Raw genomic sequence first — 24,932 nt, forward strand, 5'->3', positions numbered from 1 at the left:
AGTCTATTTCAACACGCTCCAACAGGCTTGAATATTAGCAGATACAACACTTTCCGGCAATCGATTTTTTTTTCATTTTTTTTTCATGATTTGGCATAATTTTGGAGAATCACAATCCTTTTCGACTGGTCGACCAATTTTAAATCAATCCAAAAATTACCATTTTACAGCTTCAAAATTGATTGCCTGACCACTTCAGACCACAAGATTTAGTCTTTGATTTGAAATTTTGTGAAGCATGACATTCAACATCTTTCCTGTCGGCGATATTCTTTATCTTGTGCATGAATTAAAACCCGAACAAAAACACTATATCATGAAAAAAATTATCGCATTTGCTTTGTTATTGGTGAGCCTTTCATTTGTAGCACAAGCACAATATGCAGACTACTTTACCAACGCAACCATGCGTTTAGACTACAGTCATATTGGTAATGCCAACGAAGAACACTTTGCCTTCGACCAAATGGTAAACGATGGCGAATGGGCAGGAAGCAAAACAGCTTTGCTGGATGAACTAAACCTTGGAAAGTATTTCTTTGAAATTAAAGATCCTAAAACCGGCAAATTGCTTTACTCAAGAGGTTACTCGAGCATTTATGGCGAATGGGAAACCACTCCTGAGGCTGAAAAAGAATGGGGAAGCTTTCACGAATCGGTACGTTTTCCATGGCCTAAACAAAAGGTAGAATTAACCATTCTAAAGAGAAACATTAAAAATGGTTTCGATCCGGTATGGACTTATATGGTTGATCCTAAGCACCACAGGGCATTCCCTTCTGCAGTTAAAAATCATTACAATACCATTGATATTGTTGTGAATGGTGCTCCTGAAAAGCAAGTGGACATCGTTGTGTTAGGTGAAGGTTATGCGAAAGAAGATATGCCAAAATTCAAGAAAGATGCAGAGCGATTTGCCGAAGTTCTTTTAAACACTGAGCCTTTCGCTGCATTTAAGGATAAATTTTCGATCAGAGCAGTAGAAACACCTTCTCCTGATTCTGGCGTAAACCACCCTCACCAGGATATTTACACACGATCGGCTCTATCGGTTACCTACGGAGCTTTTGGTTCGGAGCGTTATGCTTTGGGTTACGACAATAAAAAAATTAGAGATGCTGCAGCTGCTGTTCCTTACGAGTTTACTGCCATTTTAATGAACGATTCAATTTATGGTGGTGGCGGTATATACAACTTGTACATTACTGCTGCGGTTGATAATGCATTCCAGGAGTATTTGTTTGTTCACGAGTTTGGTCATCATTTTGCCGATTTGGCTGATGAGTATTACACCTCGGCAACGGCATACGAAATGGATGCTGAACACCTTGAGCCATGGGAATTGAATGTGACTGCTAACACCGATCCGGAAACCATTAAATGGAAAGACATTCTAACACCTGGCACTCCGATGCCAACGCCTTGGGAAAAAGAAAAGTACGACAAACACAGTATCGAAGTACAGAAAAAACGTGTTGAAATGCGTAAGGCTAAGGTTGAAGAAAAGGTGATGGAGGAATTCTTTATCAAGAAGCGCGCCTGGGATACTGAACTACTGTCGAATATGGAACACAGTGGTAAAGTTGGTGCTTTTGAAGGTGCACAGTACAAATCGAAAGGTTTATATCGAAGTGCTGCCAACTGTATCATGTTTACACGTCACAACCAATTCTGCCCGGCTTGCCAAAGAGCAGTGAAATTGATTATCGATCAGACCACAAAATAAGCGCTTAGCTTAAAACCTGAGTTCGATTAAAACATATAAACGGTTGTAAGTTGATGCTTACAGCCGTTTTTTTTTGACAGCAAAAAACCCAAAGATCAGAATGCATCTTCTCTTTGGGTGTAAAAATTATCACTTAAAACAAACTATTTTTTCTCTTCATCCATTTTCTCATCGGTCCAGGGAACCAATTTAGACTGATAGTAATTGATATCCTGAAGCTCAAATCTTGTTTTTTGTTTTCCCAGGCGAACTTTGTATTCATCCCATGAATTGTTTTGATCAGGCGACCAGCCCAATTCTGCATATCCCAACAAGCGAGGGAAAATCAGGTATTCAATATCGTCCATGGTCTCGATGGTTTCAGCCCAAAGCGGAGCTTCAATTCCTAGAATATCTTCCTTGTCAATGCCTTCTACATTGCCTTCCAATGTCCAATTGTAAGCTTTATCAACTTCAAGGTAACCTGCCCAATGTAATCCTAGCGGAGAAATGGAATCGTACTGCATATCCATGTATGCACGAGTTGCCGGCGACATTAATATTTTTACATTTTGCTCAACTGCTTTTAGTGCATTTGTAGGTTTGGTTTGCCAGAACTGCGCAACTGCTGTTTCGTTTAATTTCGCTGCCGCGATATCGGCCCAACCCATTACTTTTTTGTCGTGAGCTTCAACAATTTTCTGTACTCGTTCTACAAACTTGATGTAATCCTTCTTTTTGGTTACATGCGATTCATCTCCACCAATATGAATGTACTCACCTGGTGTTAAGGCAGCCAATTCTCGAATTACATCATCGATAAATTGGTAGGTAATTTCTTTATTGGTAGCCAAAGTACTGAAACCAACCTTTGTTCCGGTATATGGCTTTCTTGCTTTTCCATCGGCATTTAATTCGGCATAAGAAACCAAAGCTGCATTGGTATGGCCCGGCATATCTATTTCAGGTACAATGGTAATAAATCGGTCGGCAGCATATTGCACAATCTCTTTGTATTGCTCCTGTGTGTAGAATCCTCCTTCTCCTCCACCTACTTCAGTTTTTCCACCAATTTCAGTTAGTTTAGGCCACGATTTAATCTCAATTCTCCATCCCTGGTCATCGGTTAAATGCAAATGCAAAACATTCATTTTATAAGCTGCCAGGTAATCAATGTATTGCTTCACCTCATCTACATCGAAAAAATGGCGAACTACGTCCAACATCGCACCACGATATCCATACTGAGGATGGTCTTCGATTGTTCCACTGGCAATTAGCCATGGACCTTCTTGTGTTTCTTTTGCCTCAATTTTTGCCGGCAACAACTGACGAAGGGTCTGAATTCCCCTGAACAAACCTTCTGCAGTAAACGCCTGTAATGAAATTTTTCGGGCATCAATCATTAAATGATACCCCTCTTTTCCTAAGTTTTTATATTTTTCGTCAAGAATTAAGGAGATACCGCGACTTCCCAGTGGTGTTTTCAGCTCCTTAATTTTAGGTTGAAAACCAGTGGCTGGCTGAATCATTTCAATCAAATGATTGGCAATCTTTTTCGTTTCCTCATTTCCTTTTTGGATATGAATTTGAGTATTCTTCGTCCATTCGAATGAGCTTCCTGTAGCTTCTAGTTTTACTGGCTTTGGAATCAAATTTTCTTTTGCTAAATCCATAGGAACCGGTTCTTTACAAGATGTAAACACCAATCCAATGAGCAGTGCAAACATCAAATGTTGTAGTTTAGTCATTTCCATGTGTTTTGGTAAGTATTTGTTTTGGTATTAAGTCTTTTTCAAGTGTCGATGTAATTTTTTCATCGTTCCAAATTATGGCTGCTGCTCCAAAAACCCCGGCATTATCGCCCAATTGTGATGGCAGCAATTTAATCTTATCCTTGTAAAGGAACAAGAGATTTTCTTCCATTACTTTTTGTACTGGTTCGAATAATAAATCTCCCGCTTTGGCCAATCCACCAAACAGAAAAATTGCCTCTGGTGCTGTTACCGACGCAACATTCGACAAAGCCTCTCCCAACATCTTGCCCGTATATTTGAAAGTTTCCAAAGCAACCAAATCGCCTTTATTGGCAGCATCGGCAACCATTTTTGCATTCAGATCATTGAAAGGAATATCACGCAAAGTGCTATCTCCTAAATGTTTTGCCAACAATTTGTAAACGGTTCTTTTTACACCGGTAGCCGACACATAGGTTTCCAGGCAGCCTTTTCTGCCACATGCGCACTCCCTGCCTCCCGGACGAACAATTACATGGCCTACCTCGCCTGCAAAACCTTCGTATCCGTATAGCAAATCACCATTCACAACTATACCACTACCCAATCCGGTTCCAAGGGTAATTACCATGAAATCGGACATCTCTTTTGCGCCACCAAATATTCTTTCGCCCAATGCTGCAGCATTTGCATCGTTGGTAACCTTTACCGGAACATTCAATTTTTCCGCAATTAATTGTGCAATTGGAAGGCTTCCTTTCCATCTTAAATTTGCAGCATTTTCAATTGTTCCAGCCCTGTAACTTCCATTTGGTGCTCCCAGTCCAACTCCTACAATTTTTACCTCCTGCTTCGATTGGTCAATGGAAGTGCGAATTGCAGCAATCAAATCTTCAATATAATCTTCGAAATCTTCCCTTGTCTGAGTTGGAATACTTCCTTCCGCCACTATATTTCCCAACGAATCGATACAGGCAAACACCGTATTTGTACCTCCTATATCTATTCCAATTGCTAATTCAGTCATTCTCTTTCTATCTTATTCTGCAAACAGTGATTGTCAATTTTACTTCTCCAGATTTAAAACTCCAAACGATGAAGGAATATGAAAATCTGGCTTGGCGGAATCTGGTTTCACCCACGAAATCCACTTGAATCCTGCTCCTCTATTTTTATCAGGCAGGTGAGTACAAAATCCTCTGTACAATCCTGCCTCTATCTTATTCTCTTTTAAAATCCCTAAATTCCTAAGCGATTGTAAACTTATCGCACCTTCTACCACATAGCCCTTACTGTTTTCAGATGCTTTCACATCCAAATCACCAGGCCAATTCCATTCATAATCGAAATCGCGATAGTAATTGGCTTCATAATCCAAAACCCTGCCTCTTGCATCCATTTCCAGGCAATAGTATGGTTTTAATTGATCATTCTTTCTAAAAAATATCTCTACCCGATCAGAATCAACTACTTCCAGCTTATGATCTTGTTCAATAAATGTCAGAACATGATCATCTTCAACATCAAACCTAAAAAAGAAATGTTGATCGTTGTACAAGGCTCTAAATTCGGTTGCTTGCGCATGCTCACTATTCCATGCTAAGGAAAAATCTGATAACACCTCTGCCTTGTCCCAAAACAAAGATCTTGCTTCCCCCTTAATTGCAAGTGTTTCTGTTATCTTGTTTACCTGATATTGTTTCATTAAAAAAGGTGGACCGAAGAGCCTAAACTCTCCGATCCTATGGTATTTATGTGTGGTACTAAAACGGATTTTCTTCTACTGCTTTCTCCAAATCTTTTGCCATTGCAACAAACTCTTCGGCAGTCATTTCTTTCATGTAAACCAAACCATGAGTTGCACGCACCAATGGATGATCGTTCTCGTAGAAGAAGTTTTTACCCAATAAAAGTTGAATTTGCTTTAATTGTTGAACCCAAACTTTCTGAGTCAATTCATTAAATTTCCCATCGTACTCGTAACTTGGGAAAGAAGCATTTACCTGGCTCATGTAACATTCGGTAAATGAATTTTCCAGTACATCAAGTGCATTTAGCGATACTGGTACAATATAATCGGCATCAGCCGGATGGTACTTGAACCAAACATTTCGGTAACCAATAATTCTAAGTTTGGAAAGATCTTCTTCTTCTCCCCACTCCTTAACGGCTCCGGCAATGGCCTGTAAAACCTTATAGTGAGTATCAGGACCACTTCCTTCAGGATCCATAGCCAAACTAATGGTACTTGGTTTGTATTTTCTAAACTCTTCCAAAACCGGAAGCATATCCCTGTTCTTTTCTGGCAGTTCGGTAAAAATGTCTCCTTTATAGAATCCCAGGCGCAGGTGATGAACATTACGAACAGGTATTCCAAAGTGAGCCCATACCAGTTCTTCTTCAAACTCGCGCACCATTCCCTTCATTTTCTGCACCTCAGGCGAATTCTTACCTCCATCGTACGAGCTTTCCAACTCACCAATTACACTGGCAATCACTTTATTCAGGTGATATCTGTCTTGTACTTTCCAGATTCCAACTACCGAACGAATTACACGGTGACAAAGTCCTCTGCGTTTTCCAATTTCATTGCGCTCTGCAACCGAATTCAGAAAGTGAGAAACATCTTTGTCCCATTTTTTGCTATATCCTTCCTCAAAGAAATCGGCATAATCGAGCATTTGAATTTCTCCTTGTGCAATGAAAGCCTGGCATTCTTTTAACACACCAATAATGAATCCGTTGGTCACGGCCGTAAAACCTGAAGTTAGCACCGAAAAGTGAATTTCATTGCTTGCCGAACGCATCTGGCGATTGGTGTATGGCATAATTCCCAACATGATGTCATCGTGGTGAGGTCCTGTATGGTAAATCACCTCATCATTGTCAGCCTTCATGCCTTTGTCAAGCTTTACTTTTATGGAATCAATTACTGTTTGTACTGTTCCTTCGTTCAAATTCGGGATCTGGCTGGTGTAAGGATCAGCCTTTAGGTCTTCCAATGTTAGATGATGACCGTATTTGTTGATTTTCTGACACAAATCAATAATCGATTTCTCGGTTTTTGTATGTGTCCAATCTCCGGTTTTATAGTATTGATTTACACTATCGGTAAGCTTACAAGCTGCACCTGTTGTCAGGTAAAAACGACTATTTTTCTGGCGCTGAAGTACCGAAGCCGGGTACACCGCATCGGGTTCTGTCTCCAGCGAACCTTTAACAATATCAGCTTTGGCTTCACCTGCTGCAAATATAATGGACACAGCATTTGGATCGTGAGTAATGGTATCCAAACCAATGGTAATTACCAGGCGGTTTCTCGACACTTCGATTCCTCCCAAATCTCCTGCTGCTACAGCCTGGGTTTCGAAATTTGTTTTGGTTAATCGTGTGGTGGAATAATGATCCGATCCTCGAGTATTAAAGGCAATGTGACCATCTGGGCCAATTCCTCCCAGGAAGAAACCAATGCCACCTTTTTCGCGAATCTTTTGTTCGTATTGCGTACACCAATTGTCAATCATAAAGATCGATTCCTGCTGCATTTTCTCAACTTCACTTGTTGCTTCACGGTAACGAAGCGATAAATCGATATTGTAATCTGGAAAAACCTCCAGGAATGTTTTGTTGTCGGCCAATGGAATTTCATCGGAGTTGATTAGCAAAGCATTCTCTTTTTTCAAACCAAATCCTTCGATGTAATATTTCATCACATAGTTGTAGAAACTATTGTGCTGGCGTGGATCAATTGGATAAAACTCATCGATTTGAACAAATTGCAATCCGCTCAAATCTGGCTTGGCCATTTCACCTAAACCATATTGTTCACGAATTTCAATTCCTTTTTTATTGTCCCAGTTCTCTAATAAAAACTGCGTATACTTGATAAAATATTCAGGAGTTTTACCCGTAGGCAAACTAATTACTCCCTGAGGGTTTTGCTCCGCCCATTCCAGGAAACGAAGCGATGTCAATAATCCTAATTTTGGGAAATTATCAACCGTAACGTAAGGAATTTTGCTTGTAATTTCCTGCACTCCCGATAATTCATAGAATGCTTGCTCTACTCTTGATTCGAATCTTTTTTCCATTTCTCTCTTTAAAATCTTTTTCGGCTGAATCTCCACCACACAAGGAGAAAAAGCTCGTTATCTATGAGTTAGCTTTATTATTTTACACATTTTTTAGGCCGACAATTCTTTGCAAAACTGCATTACCTCTTCATTCATCTGATCGAACTGATCTTCCATACTTCGCAATAATTTGTATTGAGCATGGGTTCTGATCAAATTGTGCTGAGGCGATTTGGTTTTGTAGTAATTGTCGCCATCTATATAATCCATAAGGAATCGTAAGACCTGTTCGAAAGTGATGTATCTTGCCGAAAAGGCCAGGTACTCAATTTCCTTTTCGGATAAGAATGCCATACTTTCCTCCAAATATCCTTTGGTATAGGCTTTAAACATTTCCATATCCATACTTACCTGTTCCAGGTTTTCATCATCTTCTAATCCGGTATTGGTATAAGATCTAATTGCGTCTCCAAAATCGTTTAGCACAGTGCTATTCAGAACTGTATCCAAATCAATAACGCAAAGATCTTTTCCATCCCTATCGAAAAGGATATTGTTGATTTTGGTATCGTTGTGAGTCACGCGTGCTGGAATTATTCCTTCTTCCACCAATTCCCAAAACTCCAGCATCTCGTTTCTTCTCTCTTCGATCCACGAAATTTCCTCTTCAAGGTCTTTCTTTCGCTTAAGCGGATCTCTATCCAAAACTTCATCCCATTGTTCGAAACGAAAACGGATATTGTGAAAGCCCGGAAGAATATCGGTAAGCGGCTCTTTCAAATCTGCCAACATGGCCTGGAATTTCCCGATTCCCTTACCGCCGGCATAGGCCAGTTTTGGACTATCCGCATCATCATAACTGATATTGTCCTTAATAAAAAGGCACAAGGTCCAGTAGTCATCCTTGCTATCTGTAAAGTATGGATTTCCTTCTTCAGAAAGTATAATCGTCATGGCTTCCCTGTTTGGATCGCCACCATTTTTCTTTATTTTTTCTTTCAGATGAGAAGTAACACTAATGATATTTTGCATCATTCCCGGAACATCTTTAAAGATGCTCTTGTTCTTTCTTTGCAGGAGATAATCTGGTGTACTTTCCAATTTGGTTTTTACCAGGAAGGTATCGTTGATAAAACCCTCTCCCAGCGGACGAACCGAAGCTATTTCTCCAACAATCTGAAATCTTGATGCAATGTTTCGTAATTCAAGTTCCATGATCAAAATTACTTGCTTGTTACCGTCTCTGCTTCAACACTCTTTGTTCCTGGTTTCCAGGATCTGATCTTGTATCCTCTTAATGCATAAAACAGGATAAACAGGTAACATGGCACCATGATCCAGTATGCTTGCTGAGTTGAGAATACATCAGACATTCTACCCCAAATTAGTGGTAAAATTGCCCCTCCCGAAATGGCCATAATTAACAAGGCTGAACCTGTGCTAATAAAGCTTCCCAAACCGGATAAAGCCAGCGGCCAGATTGCCGGCCAAACCAAAGCATTTGCCAAACCAAATAGTGCCACAAATATCACGGAAGTGATACCTGTTGTAAAAATGGCACCCATTGCGAAAACCAAACCCAGTATAGCCGATGCTTTTAATGCGAAACGTTGAGTAATTACGTTTGGAATTAATGCCACTCCTAACAAATACCCCACAACCATGGTTACCATTGTGTATGAAGTAAATGCCTTTGCTGTGTTCAGTTCAATGCCCAGTGACAATCCGTAGTTAATGATGGTATCGCCTGCAATTACCTCTGCTCCCACATAGAAGAAGAGTGCCAACACACCCAAAATAAGGTGAGGGAAATCGAAAATGCTCTTTTTAACTGTGGTGCTTTCTTCCACTTCGTTTTCTTCTTTGTCTGTATCAATTTCTGGTAGCGGCGCCAAACGAACACCAATTCCCATTAAAATCAGAACAACAGTCATCACAATGTATGGATTGATTACCCTGGCAGCCAATGAATCGAGTGCAGCCAATCTTGCTGTTGCATCCATTGCCTTCAAGCTTTCTACAAAGGCATCACCATCGTTCAGAATGTAGTAAGCAAGAATTAGTGGAGCCATTGCACCTGCAAACTTGTTACAAATTCCGAGTATACTGATTCTGCGGGCAGCACTCTCTTTTGGCCCAATAATAGTTACATACGGATTGGATGCAGTTTGCAACAAGGCCAATCCAGTACCCATTACAAATAAACCGGTTAAGAACACTGCGTAAGTTCTCGACATTGCTGCCGGAATGAAAATAATGGTCCCGATGGCCATTACCCACAAACCTACCATCATTCCATTTTTAAATCCTGTCTTTTTTAATACCCAGGCCGATGGCAAAGCCATTACCGTATAGGCAATGTAAAAAGCAAATGCTACAAACAGGGCTTGAAAATCTGTTAATTCGCAAGCTATTTTTAGGTAAGGAATTAAAATTCCATTCAACCACGTTACAAAACCAAATATGAAGAACAGTGCACCAATAATAATCATTGGTAAAATAAAGTTCTTAAACGAAGTTTTAGAAGTACTCATGTTGTCTTTTTTTTAGGTCATGAAATGTACAAACTGTATTTCATGATATGTTTCTTAGAAAATAGTTCGGTTTAACTCCACAAATTATTAGGATATTCTCCCTTATCAATCAACTGTTTTATGGCTTGTACAGCTTTTTCTTTATCCTCTTTATAAGTCACTCCAAACCATTGTGAATCGGATCGTAAAACTTTGAATTGTGTTTCGTCCTGATCAATCAGCTCTGCAACAACCGATGGGATATAAAACTCAGACTTTAATTCGCTTCCACTTTTGGCAAGGAAGGTTTTGAATTGAGTATTCAAATGCTCAAATACGTTTGGTGTAAATCCCCAAAAGTTCATCGATACCGTTGATTCATCGGCCAATGGATACCACTTCTCATCTTCGAGATAGGCAATATGTTCAGGCAACTTTTCGATATGCGTTCTTTCAACCACAGTAAGCAAATGGTCATTCTCGTTGGCAGTACAAATACCTCTCGAAACTGATCCGTTTTCCGAAATGGTGTTTTTCAGGAAGTAAGCCAACATGCAATTTTCTTTCTCACTGGCTCCATCTTTCAGGAAGTCTGCCATGGTTTTAAAAGCTGAGGCTCCATAAAAATCATCAGCATTAATCACAGCAAATGGTTCTTTAATGCAGTCTTTTGCCATTAATATTGCATGACCAGTTCCCCATGGTTTTTCTCTTTCGGGAGTGTAAACTGCTCCTTCAGGCACTTTAAAAATTTCCTGGTTCACAAACTCAAGTTCGATTTTGCCTTCCAGTTTTTCAACAAATCGCTTTTTAAAATCTGCTTCGAATTGTTCGCGAATCACGAATACAATTTTTCCAAAGCCGGCTTTTATTGCATCAAATATTGAGTAATCGATAATTGTCTCGCCCGATGGCCCTATTGGATCAACTTGTTTTAAGCCTCCATAACGGCTTCCCATTCCTGCTGCTAATACTAATAATGTTGGTTTCATGTGTCTGTCTTTAGTATTTGTTATCTAATCGTTCACCTATAAGAAGAAATTGATTCCCGCAAAACACTACTACTACAATTAAATATTGAACCAAAGTTCAACCATGCGGGAATCAATTATTCCTCTATTCATCTAAACTTAACACGCATTTCATTACATTGGCCATGGTTCCCATTAGGGCCGAATTATCCAGCAAATCGGAACAAACCAATTCGGTTTCTGAACTAATTCTACTCATGGCATATTTATTCATTGACATGGCAACCGGATCCAACACAATTTTCCCTGTATGTGCCAGTTTCCCTCCTATAATTACCATTTCCGGATTCAGCAAGTGAATCAGAGTTACCAGGCCTTTTCCCAAATATTCACACATTTGGTTCAGCTGGTCTATCGCAAATTGATCTCCGGCCTGTATGGCCTCAACCACTGCTCTCAAATCTATTTTTTTCCCTTCTTCGTGGTATTGTGCCAATATGGTAGGTTGTCCATTTTCAATGGCCTTCTTCACATTTCTTACCAGGATTTTACCAGAGGTAAGCGTTTCCAGGCAACCAATTTTACCACAATGGCAAAGCTCTCCTTTTGGATCGATAAGAATGTGTCCAAACTCACCGGCAAATCCATTTTTTCCGGAGTGAAGCTCACCATTCAAAATCATTCCCAAACCAATACCATTACTTAGGTTCAAACAAAGTACATTTTCCTTGTCTATGGCTTTCCCGAATGCCTTCTCTCCCAATGCCATAATCCTGGCATCATTGTCGAGCTGCACACTCATTCCCAGTTTTTCGCTTAAGTATTGAGCCAATCCATTTTCCGCAACCGAAAGGTGGGTATGACTTAAACCATGCCTGGCATCAACCAAACCGGGTATCGAAATTCCAACAGAAAGATATTTTTCGCGCGCTATTCCCAATCGGGAAATCATTCGTTCGATTTTCTCCAGTAGAGCCGTTAGGTATTCTTCACTATTTTCAAGGTCGAAGTATTTAATTTCTTCCCTGTGAATCTGTTTGTTCGACAGATCAAAAACTGCCAGGTTCAAGGAATGTAAATTGATATCAACACCTATTACATACTGATATTCGGGATTGATACAAAACAGATTCGGGCGTCGTCCACCTATCGACTCTCCAATACCATTGTCCAGCAGCATTCCATAGCCCATTAAATCATCGACCAAAGAAGCAACAAGCGGTTGGCTAATTTTTACTGCTTTTACAATTTCGGCAATCGATGCTGCTCCATTGTAATATAGGTGTCGAACAATTTTAAGATATTGTTCTTGTTTCCTCTTTACAGAGTTTGCTACACCTGTAAGATTCTTTTCGTATAGAAATTGAGTTCTCAAACGTTTCTCTTCTAGTTAGTTTTTTGTATTACGAATGTAAAATTAAAATATTTTTTCTTTTTACCGAATACTTTTATAATATTTTTTAAAAGATTATTCATTCTGATTTTCTGACTGAAATGCATACTGCTAAAATACCGGCTGAATGCTAAAAGAAAACTGGTAGTTTTTAGCAGGTAAACTGTATTGTTTATAAGGTTTTGCTCCCCAGGAATTGTCTCCTGCAACTCCCATTTGTTTCAAATCAAAAGTCACAAAAACACCATCTTTTTTTACAATGTCATTGGTATGGCGAAAATCCTGATGCGTGATCTGATCAAAATCCTCTACAGGATTGTGAAGTGCCGAAAATCCAAGTCTTGGCAGACCAGAAATGCGCAGTCCAAAACCCTTTTCGTTTCTCAACTCAAACCACCTAACATCCGTTTTATAGCCATTCTCTTGTGGACGAACATATTTGAAATACTGGTCTTTTACCTTGCTACTGTATTTTCCCACAAATGCGCTTCTATTTCTATCGCAATAATTCTCGTGCGGACCACGTCCAAAATATTCCAACTGATCGAAATTCACAGGCAGTTGGCAACGCATGCCAAAGCGCGGTAAATCGGGCAAGTCATCTTCTCCTTTATGGAAAGAGCTCAACATTTCAATCTTTCCGTTTCCATCAATTTTATAGCTTACACTTTGCGTGGATTTTACGGCTGGAAGGTCATAATTTACAAACAATTCTATTGCTCTCTCATTCTTTTGCTCCACCTTACAATCAGTTAGTTTTATCGATTTTGAAACTTCTCTCCAAACTCCAAGGCGTTTGATCATATTGCTTCCTTTATCATTATCGTTACAAGGACGCCAGAAGTTCACCTGTAAACCTTTTTGAAACAGTTCCATGCCATTCACCTGGTAAGATGAAATCTGGCCATTGGTCTTGTCGAAACGAATCACAAAATTTTTACCAGAGATTTTTATTTTACCATCGTCTTCATGCAGGTATAAGTTTGCCGCAACACTCTCTTTTTTGCGTTTTTTGTAAACCGGAAGTTGAAATTGTTCGTGTGCCACTTCAAAACCTTGCTTTAAAAATGGCTCACTCTCTTTTAACACCACCGAAAAATCGATAAAATACTCCACTTCCGCCATTGGTTCAAAAGTTTGAATGGCTAATGTCACCAACTTACTCTCTTGTGCTTGCAGATTAAAATCACGGAGTTTTCCTTTTTGAATGGTCTTTCCATTGCCCGATAAGGTCCACAGAATATCATACTTGGCCAAATCAATAAAATCGTGAAAGTTCTTCACTTTAAATATTCCTTTTTCAAGATCTACAGCTTCGAATCGAACGTACTGATAAGCGTATTTTACTTCCCACATTGCCGGTTGTGGAGTGTAATCAGCTGAAATAATTCCATTCACCACAAAATTATTATCCGAAGGCATTCCCTTAGGTCCGTAATCGCCACCGTAAGCCCAAAATTCTTTTCCATCCTCATCTGTTTTCACCAATGCCTGGTCAATCCAATCCCAAATGTATCCTCCCTGCAACTGGGTGTTTTCCGCTTTGTAAATCACATCCCACAAATCTACCAGGTTGCCAGTGCTGTTTCCCATGGCATGCGAGTACTCGCTTATAATCATTGGCTTTGTTTGCTTTTGAGATGCATATTTTTCCAAATGCTTCACGCCCGGGTACTGCGGACAATACAAATCGGTATTATCGCCCATAATTGCACGCTCATAATGAATTGGGCGCGATGGGTCACGATCTTTTATCCATTTGTAAACAGCAGTAAAATTCTCACCATCGCCTGCTTCGTTTGCCATCGACCATACAATTACGCATGGATGATTTTTGTCGCGCTCTACCATTCGAATATTTCGGTCCAAATGAGCCTCTTTCCATTCCGGATTTTTAGCCAAAGAATGTTTACCATAGTACATTCCGTGCGATTCAATATTGGCTTCATTTGTTACGTACAATCCATACTGATCGCATAATTCGTAAAAACCTTCATCGCAAGGGTAATGACTGGTTCGCACCGCATTAATATTGAACTGTTTCATGAGCGCAATTTCTTTCAGCATATTTTCCTCGCTCACTACATGCCCTTTGTGCTGATCGTGCTCGTGGCGATTTACACCTTTTATCAAAACAGCCTTCCCATTAATATGAAAAACAGCATCTTTGATCTCGATTTTTCGAAAGCCCATTTTACAGGTCACCACCTCTTTTACCACATCCTTTTTATCCTTAAGTTGAATAATTAGCGTATATAAATTGGGTGTTTCGGCAGTCCATTTTTTAGGATTCTGAATCGTAGTGGAAAAATGCAATGAAAGATCCTTATTCTTGTGAATTTTAGCCGTTTGAACATCACTGGCAATCACTTTTCTTTGATCATCCAACAGCTTGTATTCAATTGAATAATTTCCAGATTTCAATTGTTGTGTATGATTTCTAAGATCTACATCTAACGAAAACAATCCATTTTGATATTGTGAATCCAGATCGGTTCTGGCAAAGAAATCGCGAATGCGAACTTTAGGTGTTGAGTAGAGGAAAACATCTCTTTCGATGCCACTGATTCTCCAAAAATCCTGGCATTCCAGGTAAGAGCCATCGCTCCAACGAAATACTTCTACTGCCAATATATTCTCGCCATTTTGCAGATATTTGGTAATGTCCCATTCGGCTGGTGTTTTGCTGCCTTGCGAGTAGCCTACTCTCTGGCCATTCACCCATAAAAACATGGCCGATTTTACAGCACCAAACTGAATAAAGATTTGTCTTCCATCCCAGGTATCAGGAATGGTAAAAATTTTTCTGTACGATCCAACCGGATTGTAGTCGTGTGGTATTTTTCCTGGATGCTTGGGGTAGATTTTCTCCACAAACCCAATTTCATCTGAAACGGGGGCTTTGTAATCAGCAAACTCGTACTGATGATTTACATAGATAGGAACTCCATAGCCTTCCAACTCCCAATTGGAAGGAACAGGAATCTCCTTCCAATTGGAATCATCATAGGAAGTTTTATAAAAATCTTTTGGACGATCGGCAGGTTTTCGCACCCAATTGAACTTCCAGTTTCCATTTAAGTTTTTGTAATATACCGACTCTTGTCTTTTCTTAGTCAGTGCAGCTTGTTCGCTTTTAAAGGGAATAAAGCTGGCATGTGCAGCCTCTTTATTCTGATCGAACATTTTTGGATTTTCTAAAAACGACAAGTCGCTTTCTTGATTCTGAGCCACAGTTTCAAAACCCTTTACACAACACAGTAAGATTAAAATCAAGGGAAACAGTTTTATCATTTTCATGGATATTGTTCTCATTTTTTTCAAAAATTCAAATGCTCTTCGTAATCCTCACTCCTACCGTTCCCCTCTCACAAAAAGTAATCTTAAAAATTTTTCAGATTTACCTGCCACTTCCAGGCCGAAAGTAAAGTTTCATCCAGGCTGCTCTCTGCCTTCCAATTCAATTCCTGGTTGGCATATGCGGTATCGGCATATATCTGTTCAATATCGCCCTCTCTTCTGCCAGTGATTTTGTGAGGCACTTTTTCTCCCGTCGATCTTTCAAAAGAATTGATAATTTCCAATACCGACACTCCATTCCCTGTTCCAACATTAAAGAACTCACAGTTTTCTTTGTTTTGATTATCGAGCAATCGTTCTATGGCAACAACATGTGCTTTTGCCAAATCAACCACATGAATGTAATCGCGAATGGCCGAACCATCTGGCGTATTGTAATCGTCGCCAAACACACTTAATTCTTTACGGATACCTGCAACGGTTTGGGTAAGGAATGGAATCAGGTTGTTTGGAACACCCAAAGGCAACTCGCCAATCAAAGCACTTTCGTGAGCTCCAATTGGATTAAAATATCTAAGGGCAATTCCCTTCAGTTGTGGATTTGCCTTGCACACATCGCGAATGATATCTTCACAAATGCTTTTGGTATTTCCGTAAGGCGATTCAGCCTCTTTTCTTGGCGTTTGTTCGGTTACAGGCAATTGGTCTGGCTGACCGTAAACTGTACACGATGAAGAGAATACCAAATTCTGCACATCAAATTCCTGCATGCATTCCATCAAATTCATTAAAGAATTCAAGTTATTGTGGTAATACATCAATGGTTTTTCAACCGATTCCCCAACAGCTTTCGATGCGGCAAAATGGATAATAGCCTCTAGTTTTTCCTGCTTCTCAAAAAATTGTATTGTTTTTTGCCTGTCGGTTAAATCGAAACACTCAAATTCGGGTTTTGTTCCTGTAATCTTCTCGATCTGATCCAACACCTCCACTTTCGAATTCGAAAGGTTATCTACAATTACCACATCAAATCCGTTATTCTGTAATTCTACCACTGTATGCGAACCGATAAATCCTGTTCCGCCTGTTACCAAAATTTTCTTACTCATCACTTTTTTTCTTGAATTCATTTACGATAGATAAAATAATAGTGAAGATCGTTCGACTTAACGACATCTTCACTATTATGTACAACTACAAATGTATCTATTTTTTAATGAACATTCAACTGTCCCTTCGAATCTGCTTTTTTCAGGTTACGAACGCTTGTACTTCCTGCCCCTTCCATACTCAAATCGATTGGTTTGTTTGTTTTCCAGGCTCCTCTTGTAAAATCAGGAATATCGATTGGGCGAGACTTGTTGGCGATAGACCATTCGCTCAATGGCGTGATACAACTCCATGCTGCAGCATCGTATACATCCATATCCATTGGCAACCCATTTCTTAAACAGTCAATCAATCTCCAGTCCATCACGAAATCCATTCCTCCATGGCCTCCAACTTGCTTGGCCATTTCTCCAACTCGACGGATAATTTCCGGCGTGTATTTATCCTGCAATTCTTTAAACTGCGCCTCATCAATTACGTTGTGCCCAAATGCGATGTGCTGTTTCGGCCATTTCTGTGCGAAACATTTGGTTCCACTCAACATGTGAATTCTTGAGTATGGGCGAGGCGAACTGATATCGTGCTGAATCATGATGGTTCTTCCCTTGTTGGTACGAATCATTTGCATGTCCATATTACCACGCATTTCCCATCCTACAAACTGCTCGAAGAACGGATCTTCCTGAGCCATCTCCTTAATTCTGTGCTTTAAGGTGAAATCATCAGACATCATCGCCGTAAGGTAATCCATTTTATCGCCCCGGTTAATATCCATTGCCTGGCAAATTGGACCCAAACCATGTGTTGGATATACATTTGCCTTGCGTTTATTTTCGTGTAAGCGCCACATTTTTGTGTAAGCCCCATCGCTCATTTTATCATCTTTTGGCTTGTTGAAATGCCAGTAATCCAAATCGTGGATGTATGCTCCTTCGCCATGAACCAAATCTCCAAATACCCCTTGTTGCGCCATGCTAATGGTCAACATCTCGAAGAAATCGTAGCAACAGTTTTCAAGAATTACACAGTGCTTACGGGTTCTTTCCGAAGTTTCGACCATTTGCCAGCATTCATCCAATGTTTTTGCTGTTGATACCTCAACTGCTGTATGCTTATCGCCTTCCATAGCAGCAATGGCAACAGGTACGTGCCATTCCCAAGGTGTAGCAATGTATACCAAATCAACATCACCACTTTCGCAAAGGGCTTTAAAACCCAAATCTCCATTTACATACTCTTTGGCTTTTGGCAAACCAGCATCGGAAAGAATTTTCTGAGCGCCATCAACAGCTGCCTGACGGATATCGCAAAGGGCTGTTACTTCAACTCCTTCGATATAGGTCATTCTTCTGACTGCCCCTGAACCACGATCTCCAATTCCCACAAATCCTACACGTACAGTTTCCAATTTTGGAGCGGCATAACCACACATGTTGAAATTCATTTTTGGCAGTTTCCCAGCCAATTCTTTGATATGTGGTAGCGCACTTTCTTCCTTTGTTCCTGCACACGATGCCAGCGGTGCAGCTGCAAGTACTCCGGCACCCAGGGCCAGGTTACTTAAAAATGATCTTCTGTTAGTTGCCATTTATGAATGTTTTAATAGTCTGTTTTTCAATCTAGTTTTCTCGACTAAATTTAATCTTTTATTTTACATTTTGATTATCAAAACCACAATTAAAAAGAGGAGACACTCCTCCTTTTAACTATGGTAGATCGATAAAATCAATATCTGGTTGTGTTTGTGTTTTCTCTCTTTTATATTCGGTATCGAATTCCACTCTATCGCTAAAAAAGCCGCAATTTCTCAAGAAGAATTTTCCGTTTTGAATTCCTCCTGCATAATCTCTTCTTGCATCTTTTCTGGCTGTTGCATCAGCAGTAAATGTAGCTTCGTTTAGTTCGTACCAAACTCCATTTTTATCTATTACCCACTGATTGGTATAGTAGGCCATTCGATCGACCGGCCCCATCTCGGTCATAAAATTTTCCAAAAACGAATGTGGTCTTTTCAGATAAGTATCTGTTTTAGGTCGTCTGAAACTGGCAATTAATTCCCATTTGCCTTTTTCGGGAGCATAAAACCATGCCGTATAATCGGTGCAGTCGTCTTCTTCGGCAGGATGTCCTCTCAATAAAAATTTGTAAGTATTCCCTGCTTTCCAATTGTACACCTTATAACTCTGTCCTCCGGAACCTTCGTTTCCAAATTCACCGGTAGTAACGCCCTCTCCTTTTCGTAACAATTTAATCTTGTATTCATCCGGAATACTATTTGGATCATCGGTTTGATAAGGACTCCAAACCGAAAATAGAATCCTTCGTTCTGTTTCTGAATTTACCTGTATCCCAAAGTATCCTTCGGCAAATCCATTGGCCATAAAATAAGATCCCAATACATCCTGACCTTCAGGTACTGTGATCTCATTGTAAAACCACTCCACATCTTCAAGCTCTTCAGGAATTTTGTATCCCAAATGAACCGAAGGTCCTCTTCTTCCCCAATAAAAATCATCTTTCACACAAATTACTGGTTGAGCTGTAACTTCACCACCCAAAAGGATATCGCTAAATGAGCCAAAGCTTGAGGCTGTTTTTTCAATTCCTTGTGCTTGCAGGAAATAATATCCAGGTTTGGAAACCATAAAACTTCCAATTTCAATTTTAGATGCCGTAGCATTTGTCAGGTCTACATCAATATCTTGATTCTCGAATGTAAATCTGATTTTCGACTCCCCTTTCGAAACCTGTGCTTTTACACCGATATGAATTTCACCTGCCCGTTCAACCCAAAACCATGTTCTGATTACTGTTTCGGGATTGTTCCATTGGCTAATTCCATTTTCGCTAATCATTGTATGGTTTAACAATGGATTGTTTACCACCCACGAATTGCCGGCAACCGGTACTGAAACCGTATAGCTAATCGCTTTCTTTTTGATTTCTTCGCTATCGTTACTTTTACTACAAGCACTGGAAGAAAGCATAACGAAGCTTGTGCAAACCAATAATAATATGAATTGTTTTAGCATTTTTTTCTTGTTTAAACTTTGTGTCCTCGTTATTCATTCCCTATCTAACGAGGAACACAAAGCATTTGCCTTTTAATTGAATTCACCATTCATTGCATAATTAAATTCAAGGCTTTGTTAAAGGATAACCGCAGATGGAAACGGCTTAATTTACCAAATGTATGTACTGACTGTCTACTACTGAATACCAAAAACTGCCGTCTCCATCTAACTGTTAATCACTAACTATTAAGATTATGGATTTTGTTGTAAATCGATAGGATATGCATCAATTTCACGCTGTGGGATAAAACAAACCACTTCATCTGCAGTGTATGGCACTTCCAAACGAACAGCTGTTGCAGATCCTAAATCATGTGTTCCAGGATATCTTCTATTCAAAGTCAACTTATTACGGAAAACGTCATATTTTCTGTGTCCTTCATAAGCCAATTCAACTCTACGTTCCTGTAATACAATATCTAATAAACTCTTACCTGCAGGAATTGCAGTATAAGCAGGAATATTGGCACGTTCTCTTATCACATTAAGATCAGCCAAAGTATTGGCTTCATCATTTTTCTTTGCAAAACTTTCAGCACGATTCAGGTACATCTCTGCCAGGCGAGATACGATAGGCGACCAGTTTTGAGTCTTTCCTTCCTGACGTGAACACTTCACTACAAAGTATTTTGGATAACCGTTTCTGGCTTTCATTTGATAGGTCAACTCAACGTATTGCTTATCACTTCCTAACATGATATAATTGCGAGTAATATCACCATCAACTTCTGTTTCTACATAAGTTTTACTTCCATCTTCTTCGTAAAAGTATTTCATTGTACCGCTTACATCTTCTTGATCCACATCCTTAATCACATAACGATATCTTTCGTGTCCCTGATTGGCATCATCATATTCTTCAGCCCACTGAATGGTTCTTGTTTTATTACCATTTTCATCTTCTACAAACTGAGGCTCAATAAAAGCGTGACGTAAATCTTGTGGGTACTGCATCATTACATCTCTTAGTGATTTTGATGCGTACATCTCTCCCCATCCCATACCATCAATATGAGAGTACATCGCTCCAACGGTTAAATAAGCATTCCACTGTCCCCAACCTTGAGGCAAATCAATTTCTGTTAAGTGACGTAATGCGAAAATAGTTTCAGCATTATCCTCAGGTAAATGTTGTGGATATTTTTGATAATAATCTCCTTCTACCAAATCATATCTGCCTGAGTTAATTACTTTATTTGAGTATTCAATACATTGATCATGATTCTCCATATAAAGGTAAACACGGGATAATAAAGCCTGGGCTACTTGCTTGGATGCATAAGCCGAATTTTTAACTTCTCCTAACAAAGCTTCAGCTTTTAAAAGATCTGCTTCAATTTGAGCATACACTTCAGAAACCTTAGCTCTTGGTGGAAATTCATCCACATTCGAACTTGTTTTCAAAGGTACACCAAGGCTTGCTCCACCATCCTGTGCGTATGGTCTACCAAAAGCATTTACCATAGTGAAATAAAGGAAAGCTCTTAAGTAATAGTTTTCACCGATAAGGTTGTCCATTTCTTCAGATCGTCCTTCCTCAGCTTTCTCGATCACCTTATTACATGCAATGATCACCTTAAAAGAGTTGGCCCAAAGACCCGACAAATGATAGTTATCTTTGTTACGCTGTAGGTTGTACAGATAGAACAATCCATCTGTTGTAGATCCACTCAAAGCAACATTATCGCTACCAAATTCAGGGATATAGTGGAATGGTTTCACAAAATACTCTGATTTAAGGAAAGAGTAGTTCCCCAGTGTTGCAGCATAAAGACCTTCTTCGGTACTTAAAGCTACTTCATCGTTCATCGACTCGTATGGCATTTTCTCCAAATCGCATGAAGACAGAATACCAAGCGTCATTAACGACAATAATATATATGTAAGTTTTTTCATTATATTTTTCTTTATTGATTAAAACTGAACGTTAACTCCGAATAAGAATTTGCGAGACATTGGATACAAAGCTCCAGCAGTACCTTCTGAATAATAAGCACCTGAATTATTTCCTGTTTCTCCAACAACAGCCACTTCAGGATCCGTACCAGAGAAATCGGTCCATGTATAAAGGTTTTCCCCAGTCACGAAGAACTTAACTGAATTCAACTTTATTTTTTCTAATACTGATTCTGGCAAGTTGTAGCTCAGTGTTACATTACGCAATTTCAGATAAGAACCATCCTCCAAATATCTTGAAGAAGGTTTGTATGCCTGGTTGTTACCACCTTCAATTGCTTTTGGATGAGTAGCCTTATCTCCTGGATTTTCCCATCTTGACCATCCATCATGCATTTTCATATTGTTAAAGGTTGGGTAACCTCCATCACTATCAAAGGTTTCACGAGCACTGTGATAAATGTAGTTACCATAAGCGTAACCAAAGTTAGCAGATAAGCTTATATTCTTATAACTCAGAGAAGTAGAGAAACCACCAAAGAAGTCAGGAGCTGAAGATTTATCTAATAATTCACGAGTTGCACTTGCATAGTCACTTGTCGTTTCCTTTGTTCCATCTTCATTGTGAATGTACCACAAAGGAGCACCTGTAGCTTCATCAACTCCTGCCCACTCTCTCATGAACCATTCATTCATGTCATGTCCTTCAGTATACTTCTTCTTCCCAATAATCTGCGGTTGCCCATTGTACATTTCTTTGATTTCATTCTTATTGAAACCAATATTGAAATCGAAATCCCAGTTGAAATCATCTCCTCGAACGATATCAGTATTTAAACTAATTTCAATACCACGGTTATTTAATTCACCAACATTTTGCCATTGGCCTTCAACTCCTGTTATCGATGTTAATGGCACGTAATACAACAAGTCAGAAGTATTCTTATCGTACAGGTCAATGCTTAGATTTACACGATTAAACAAACGAGCATCGATAGCAAAGTTGCTCATGTATGATTTTTCCCATGTTAAATCCTTATTTTCCAATTGTGATGGAAATGCCGCTGGAATACCTACATAATGGCGATTGATAGCGTACAATCCGTAAGCACCATAATAAGATGTTGGCATATTACCAACCGAACCATAACTTGCTCTCACCTTCAAGGTATTCAACCAGTGAAGATCTTCCATAAAACTTTCTTCATGAACAGACCATCCACCACTAACGGTAAAGAAATTACCAAAACGTTTGTTCTCACCAAATCTTGATGAACCATCTCGACGGAAGGAGAATTGAGCCATATATCTGTTCTTGAAAATGTAGTTTGTATTGAACAAATAGGATTCCATCGCCCATTCTAATTTTGTCCCTTTCACTGATTTTGGCTCAGCTGCTACATTTAAGACTTCAGTTCCTTGAGGGATTCCTTTACCTACTGCTGAAGTGCTTTCGTATTTGTAGTCGGTATACTCATAACCTGCCAAAGCAGTTAAAACATGGTCATCACCAAAAGATTTGTTGAATTTCAACATTTGATTGGTAAATCTCTTGGTTACCGAAGAGTGACTATTACTCAAAGAACCTTTGTCTGATTCTCCTGAAGTAGATCTGGCATCAGTATAGCTCTCTCCAAAGTAATGCTTATAATTATAGTTATTCGTTGATTCAAAAGTCAAAAATGGAGCAATTTTGTACTCAAGGCCCATATTTACATCTCCTCCTACATTTCTTGATTGTGACCAGTTCCATTGAAGGTTATACATATAGTTTGAACCATCTCGACCAATCCAGAAATCACCATCAGTTCCATTTTCCAAACTTGCTGTTCCTTCATCACCTTTTCTAACCGAACCATCTAAGTTATATGGACTGTCCCAAGGCAGATAGTGATACATTGCATATACTGAATGTTGTTTACTATCGGTGGTACGAACAAAACCTGATAATTTGGTTTTCAATGTTAATTTATCGTTCACCTTATAATCAAGGTTTACTCGCATTGTGTATTTGTCCAGATCATAACCTTTAACAGAACCTGTTTCGGTATAGTAATCACCCATGATAAAAGTGCTTACTTTACCTGATGTCCCCGAATATGACATGTTATAATTCTGAACGGTTCCAGTTTGCGTTCCAAGGTCGAACCAATCAGTATCAGTTTCCAATAGCTTCTCAGAGAACCAAGGCTTGGTGTTCCAACTCTTGTGATAATCATACAATTCCTGAGAGTTCATTACCTCAAAATTCCCAAGCGATAGAATATTCACACCATAGTTAGCATTAACAGTAAGAACTTCTCTTCCCTTCTTGGCTGTTTTCGTTGTCACAATGATTACACCATTGGCCCCACGCGAACCGTACAATGCCGTTGCTGAAGCATCTTTTAAAATAGAGATGTTTTCAATTTCATTTGGACTAATCGCAGATCCGTCCGCTCCAACAACACCATCAACAACCCAAAGTGGATCTACTTCGGAACTTAATGACCCTTTACCTCGAATACGAATTTTTGCCTTACTACCAGGTTGACCACTGGCGGTTGAAACATATACACCAGAAGCTTTCCCCTGTAGTAGATTTTCAACTCGAGGAGTTGTCACATCTTTTAACTTATCACCTTTAACGGAAGCAACAGATCCTGTAAGGTTCGACTTTTTCTGAGTTCCATAGGCAACAATCACCACCTCATCCAAACTCTCAGTATCCGATTCTAATTTAAAATCGATAAGGGTTTGGTTCGCAACTGTAATTTCCTGTGATTGATATCCAATAAACGAAACAACCAATACATCCGATTCTTTTTCGGATTCGATACTATATTTACCATTAAAATCGGTAGTGGTACCAATAGTTGTTCCTTTAATCCACAGGTTTGCACCAATAATGGTTTCGCCCGATGCAGCATCGGTTACAATACCTGTAATCGTCTTTTTGTTGCCACTCTGTGCGACCGCTGTTGCCGCAAACAGAACAAGAACCAGTGCAATACTTAATACTCGACTAAGATTCTTACACGTTTTCTTCATGTTTTTCATTAGCATTTTTCCTTAGATTAGTTATTAAAACGGGTTAAATGATTCTCATTTATCAAAACTTCTATAATACTTATCGGAACTTTTATAATATTTTTTAAAACAATTATAGTCTACTTCATCGG

At 39.4% G+C, this 24,932-nt stretch carries 15 protein-coding genes; 1 reads left to right on the top strand and 14 read right to left on the bottom strand.

Annotation, left to right across the window (positions count from 1 at the left end; all coding sequences use genetic code 11):
• Positions 1-316: 316 nt before the first annotated feature.
• Positions 317-1,726: a M64 family metallopeptidase gene (locus ELS83_RS07935; RefSeq protein ID WP_171595007.1), complete on the top strand. Its 1,410-nt coding sequence runs from the start codon at positions 317-319 to the stop codon at positions 1,724-1,726.
• A 143-nt stretch (positions 1,727-1,869) separates the two neighbouring features.
• On the opposite strand, the gene ELS83_RS07940 is transcribed toward ELS83_RS07935, so the two are convergent.
• From ELS83_RS07940 to ELS83_RS08005, 14 genes are all read right to left on the bottom strand, one after another.
• Positions 1,870-3,456 carry a beta-N-acetylhexosaminidase gene (locus tag ELS83_RS07940; RefSeq protein WP_249414422.1) on the bottom strand — a complete coding sequence of 529 codons (1,587 nt, stop codon included), beginning with the start codon at positions 3,454-3,456 and terminating at the stop codon, positions 1,870-1,872.
• Positions 3,449-4,468, bottom strand: coding sequence for an ROK family protein (locus ELS83_RS07945; RefSeq protein ID WP_171595008.1), 1,020 nt, complete (start codon positions 4,466-4,468; stop codon positions 3,449-3,451). Before ELS83_RS07945 ends, ELS83_RS07940 begins: the two co-directional genes overlap by 8 nt.
• Before the next feature lie 39 nt (positions 4,469-4,507).
• Positions 4,508-5,146, bottom strand: a complete 639-nt coding sequence (locus ELS83_RS07950; RefSeq protein WP_171595009.1) for a carbohydrate-binding family 9-like protein — start codon at positions 5,144-5,146, stop codon at positions 4,508-4,510.
• A gap of 58 nt (positions 5,147-5,204) precedes the next feature.
• Entirely contained in the window at positions 5,205-7,532 is a 2,328-nt protein-coding gene (locus tag ELS83_RS07955) for a glucosamine-6-phosphate isomerase (protein WP_171595010.1), read from the bottom strand.
• A gap of 93 nt (positions 7,533-7,625) precedes the next feature.
• A complete protein-coding gene (locus tag ELS83_RS07960; protein WP_171595011.1) occupies positions 7,626-8,729 on the bottom strand; it encodes a phosphotransferase enzyme family protein in 1,104 nt (367 codons plus the stop codon).
• A gap of 8 nt (positions 8,730-8,737) precedes the next feature.
• Entirely contained in the window at positions 8,738-10,048 is a 1,311-nt protein-coding gene (locus ELS83_RS07965) for a sugar MFS transporter (protein WP_171595012.1), read from the bottom strand.
• A gap of 71 nt (positions 10,049-10,119) precedes the next feature.
• A complete protein-coding gene (locus ELS83_RS07970) occupies positions 10,120-11,019 on the bottom strand; it encodes a nucleotidyltransferase family protein (protein WP_171595013.1) in 900 nt (299 codons plus the stop codon).
• A 124-nt stretch (positions 11,020-11,143) separates the two neighbouring features.
• Positions 11,144-12,373, bottom strand: coding sequence for an ROK family protein (locus ELS83_RS07975; RefSeq protein ID WP_171595014.1), 1,230 nt, complete (start codon positions 12,371-12,373; stop codon positions 11,144-11,146).
• A gap of 129 nt (positions 12,374-12,502) precedes the next feature.
• On the bottom strand, positions 12,503-15,706 hold the full coding sequence (gene lacZ / locus ELS83_RS07980) for a beta-galactosidase, LacZ type (RefSeq protein WP_171595015.1): 3,204 nt from the start codon (positions 15,704-15,706) through the stop codon (positions 12,503-12,505).
• Between the two features lie 68 nt (positions 15,707-15,774).
• Entirely contained in the window at positions 15,775-16,800 is a 1,026-nt protein-coding gene (gene galE / locus ELS83_RS07985; protein ID WP_171595016.1) for a UDP-glucose 4-epimerase GalE, read from the bottom strand.
• Positions 16,801-16,904: 104 nt separating this feature from the next.
• A complete protein-coding gene (locus ELS83_RS07990; RefSeq protein ID WP_171595017.1) occupies positions 16,905-18,389 on the bottom strand; it encodes a Gfo/Idh/MocA family protein in 1,485 nt (494 codons plus the stop codon).
• Between the two features lie 118 nt (positions 18,390-18,507).
• Complete coding sequence (locus ELS83_RS07995; RefSeq protein ID WP_171595018.1) at positions 18,508-19,833, bottom strand: DUF3472 domain-containing protein; 1,326 nt, start codon at positions 19,831-19,833, stop codon at positions 18,508-18,510.
• A 234-nt stretch (positions 19,834-20,067) separates the two neighbouring features.
• Positions 20,068-21,771: a RagB/SusD family nutrient uptake outer membrane protein gene (locus ELS83_RS08000; RefSeq protein WP_216616428.1), complete on the bottom strand. Its 1,704-nt coding sequence runs from the start codon at positions 21,769-21,771 to the stop codon at positions 20,068-20,070.
• An 18-nt stretch (positions 21,772-21,789) separates the two neighbouring features.
• Positions 21,790-24,801 carry a SusC/RagA family TonB-linked outer membrane protein gene (locus ELS83_RS08005; RefSeq protein WP_171595019.1) on the bottom strand — a complete coding sequence of 1,004 codons (3,012 nt, stop codon included), beginning with the start codon at positions 24,799-24,801 and terminating at the stop codon, positions 21,790-21,792.
• Positions 24,802-24,932 lie beyond the last annotated feature (131 nt).

It is taken from the genome of Marinifilum caeruleilacunae (assembly GCF_013141825.1).
GTDB classification, from domain to species: Bacteria; Bacteroidota; Bacteroidia; order Bacteroidales; family Marinifilaceae; genus Marinifilum; species Marinifilum caeruleilacunae.

Excerpts from the sequence above, each read along its gene's own strand:
- ELS83_RS07950 (WP_171595009.1), bottom strand. The coding sequence starts at position 5,146 with ATGAAACAATATCAGGTAAACAAGATAACAGAAACACTTGCAATTAAG.
- ELS83_RS07965 (WP_171595012.1), bottom strand. The coding sequence starts at position 10,048 with ATGAGTACTTCTAAAACTTCGTTTAAGAACTTTATTTTACCAATGATT.
- ELS83_RS08000 (WP_216616428.1), bottom strand. The coding sequence starts at position 21,771 with ATGAAAAAACTTACATATATATTATTGTCGTTAATGACGCTTGGTATT.
- ELS83_RS07995 (WP_171595018.1), bottom strand. The coding sequence starts at position 19,833 with ATGCTAAAACAATTCATATTATTATTGGTTTGCACAAGCTTCGTTATG.
- ELS83_RS07945 (WP_171595008.1), bottom strand. The coding sequence starts at position 4,468 with ATGACTGAATTAGCAATTGGAATAGATATAGGAGGTACAAATACGGTG.
- ELS83_RS07955 (WP_171595010.1), bottom strand. The coding sequence starts at position 7,532 with ATGGAAAAAAGATTCGAATCAAGAGTAGAGCAAGCATTCTATGAATTA.
- galE (WP_171595016.1), bottom strand. The coding sequence starts at position 16,800 with ATGAGTAAGAAAATTTTGGTAACAGGCGGAACAGGATTTATCGGTTCG.
- ELS83_RS07935 (WP_171595007.1), top strand. The coding sequence starts at position 317 with ATGAAAAAAATTATCGCATTTGCTTTGTTATTGGTGAGCCTTTCATTT.
- ELS83_RS07940 (WP_249414422.1), bottom strand. The coding sequence starts at position 3,456 with ATGACTAAACTACAACATTTGATGTTTGCACTGCTCATTGGATTGGTG.
- lacZ (WP_171595015.1), bottom strand. The coding sequence starts at position 15,706 with ATGAGAACAATATCCATGAAAATGATAAAACTGTTTCCCTTGATTTTA.
- ELS83_RS07990 (WP_171595017.1), bottom strand. The coding sequence starts at position 18,389 with ATGGCAACTAACAGAAGATCATTTTTAAGTAACCTGGCCCTGGGTGCC.
- ELS83_RS07960 (WP_171595011.1), bottom strand. The coding sequence starts at position 8,729 with ATGGAACTTGAATTACGAAACATTGCATCAAGATTTCAGATTGTTGGA.
- ELS83_RS08005 (WP_171595019.1), bottom strand. The coding sequence starts at position 24,801 with ATGAAGAAAACGTGTAAGAATCTTAGTCGAGTATTAAGTATTGCACTG.
- ELS83_RS07970 (WP_171595013.1), bottom strand. The coding sequence starts at position 11,019 with ATGAAACCAACATTATTAGTATTAGCAGCAGGAATGGGAAGCCGTTAT.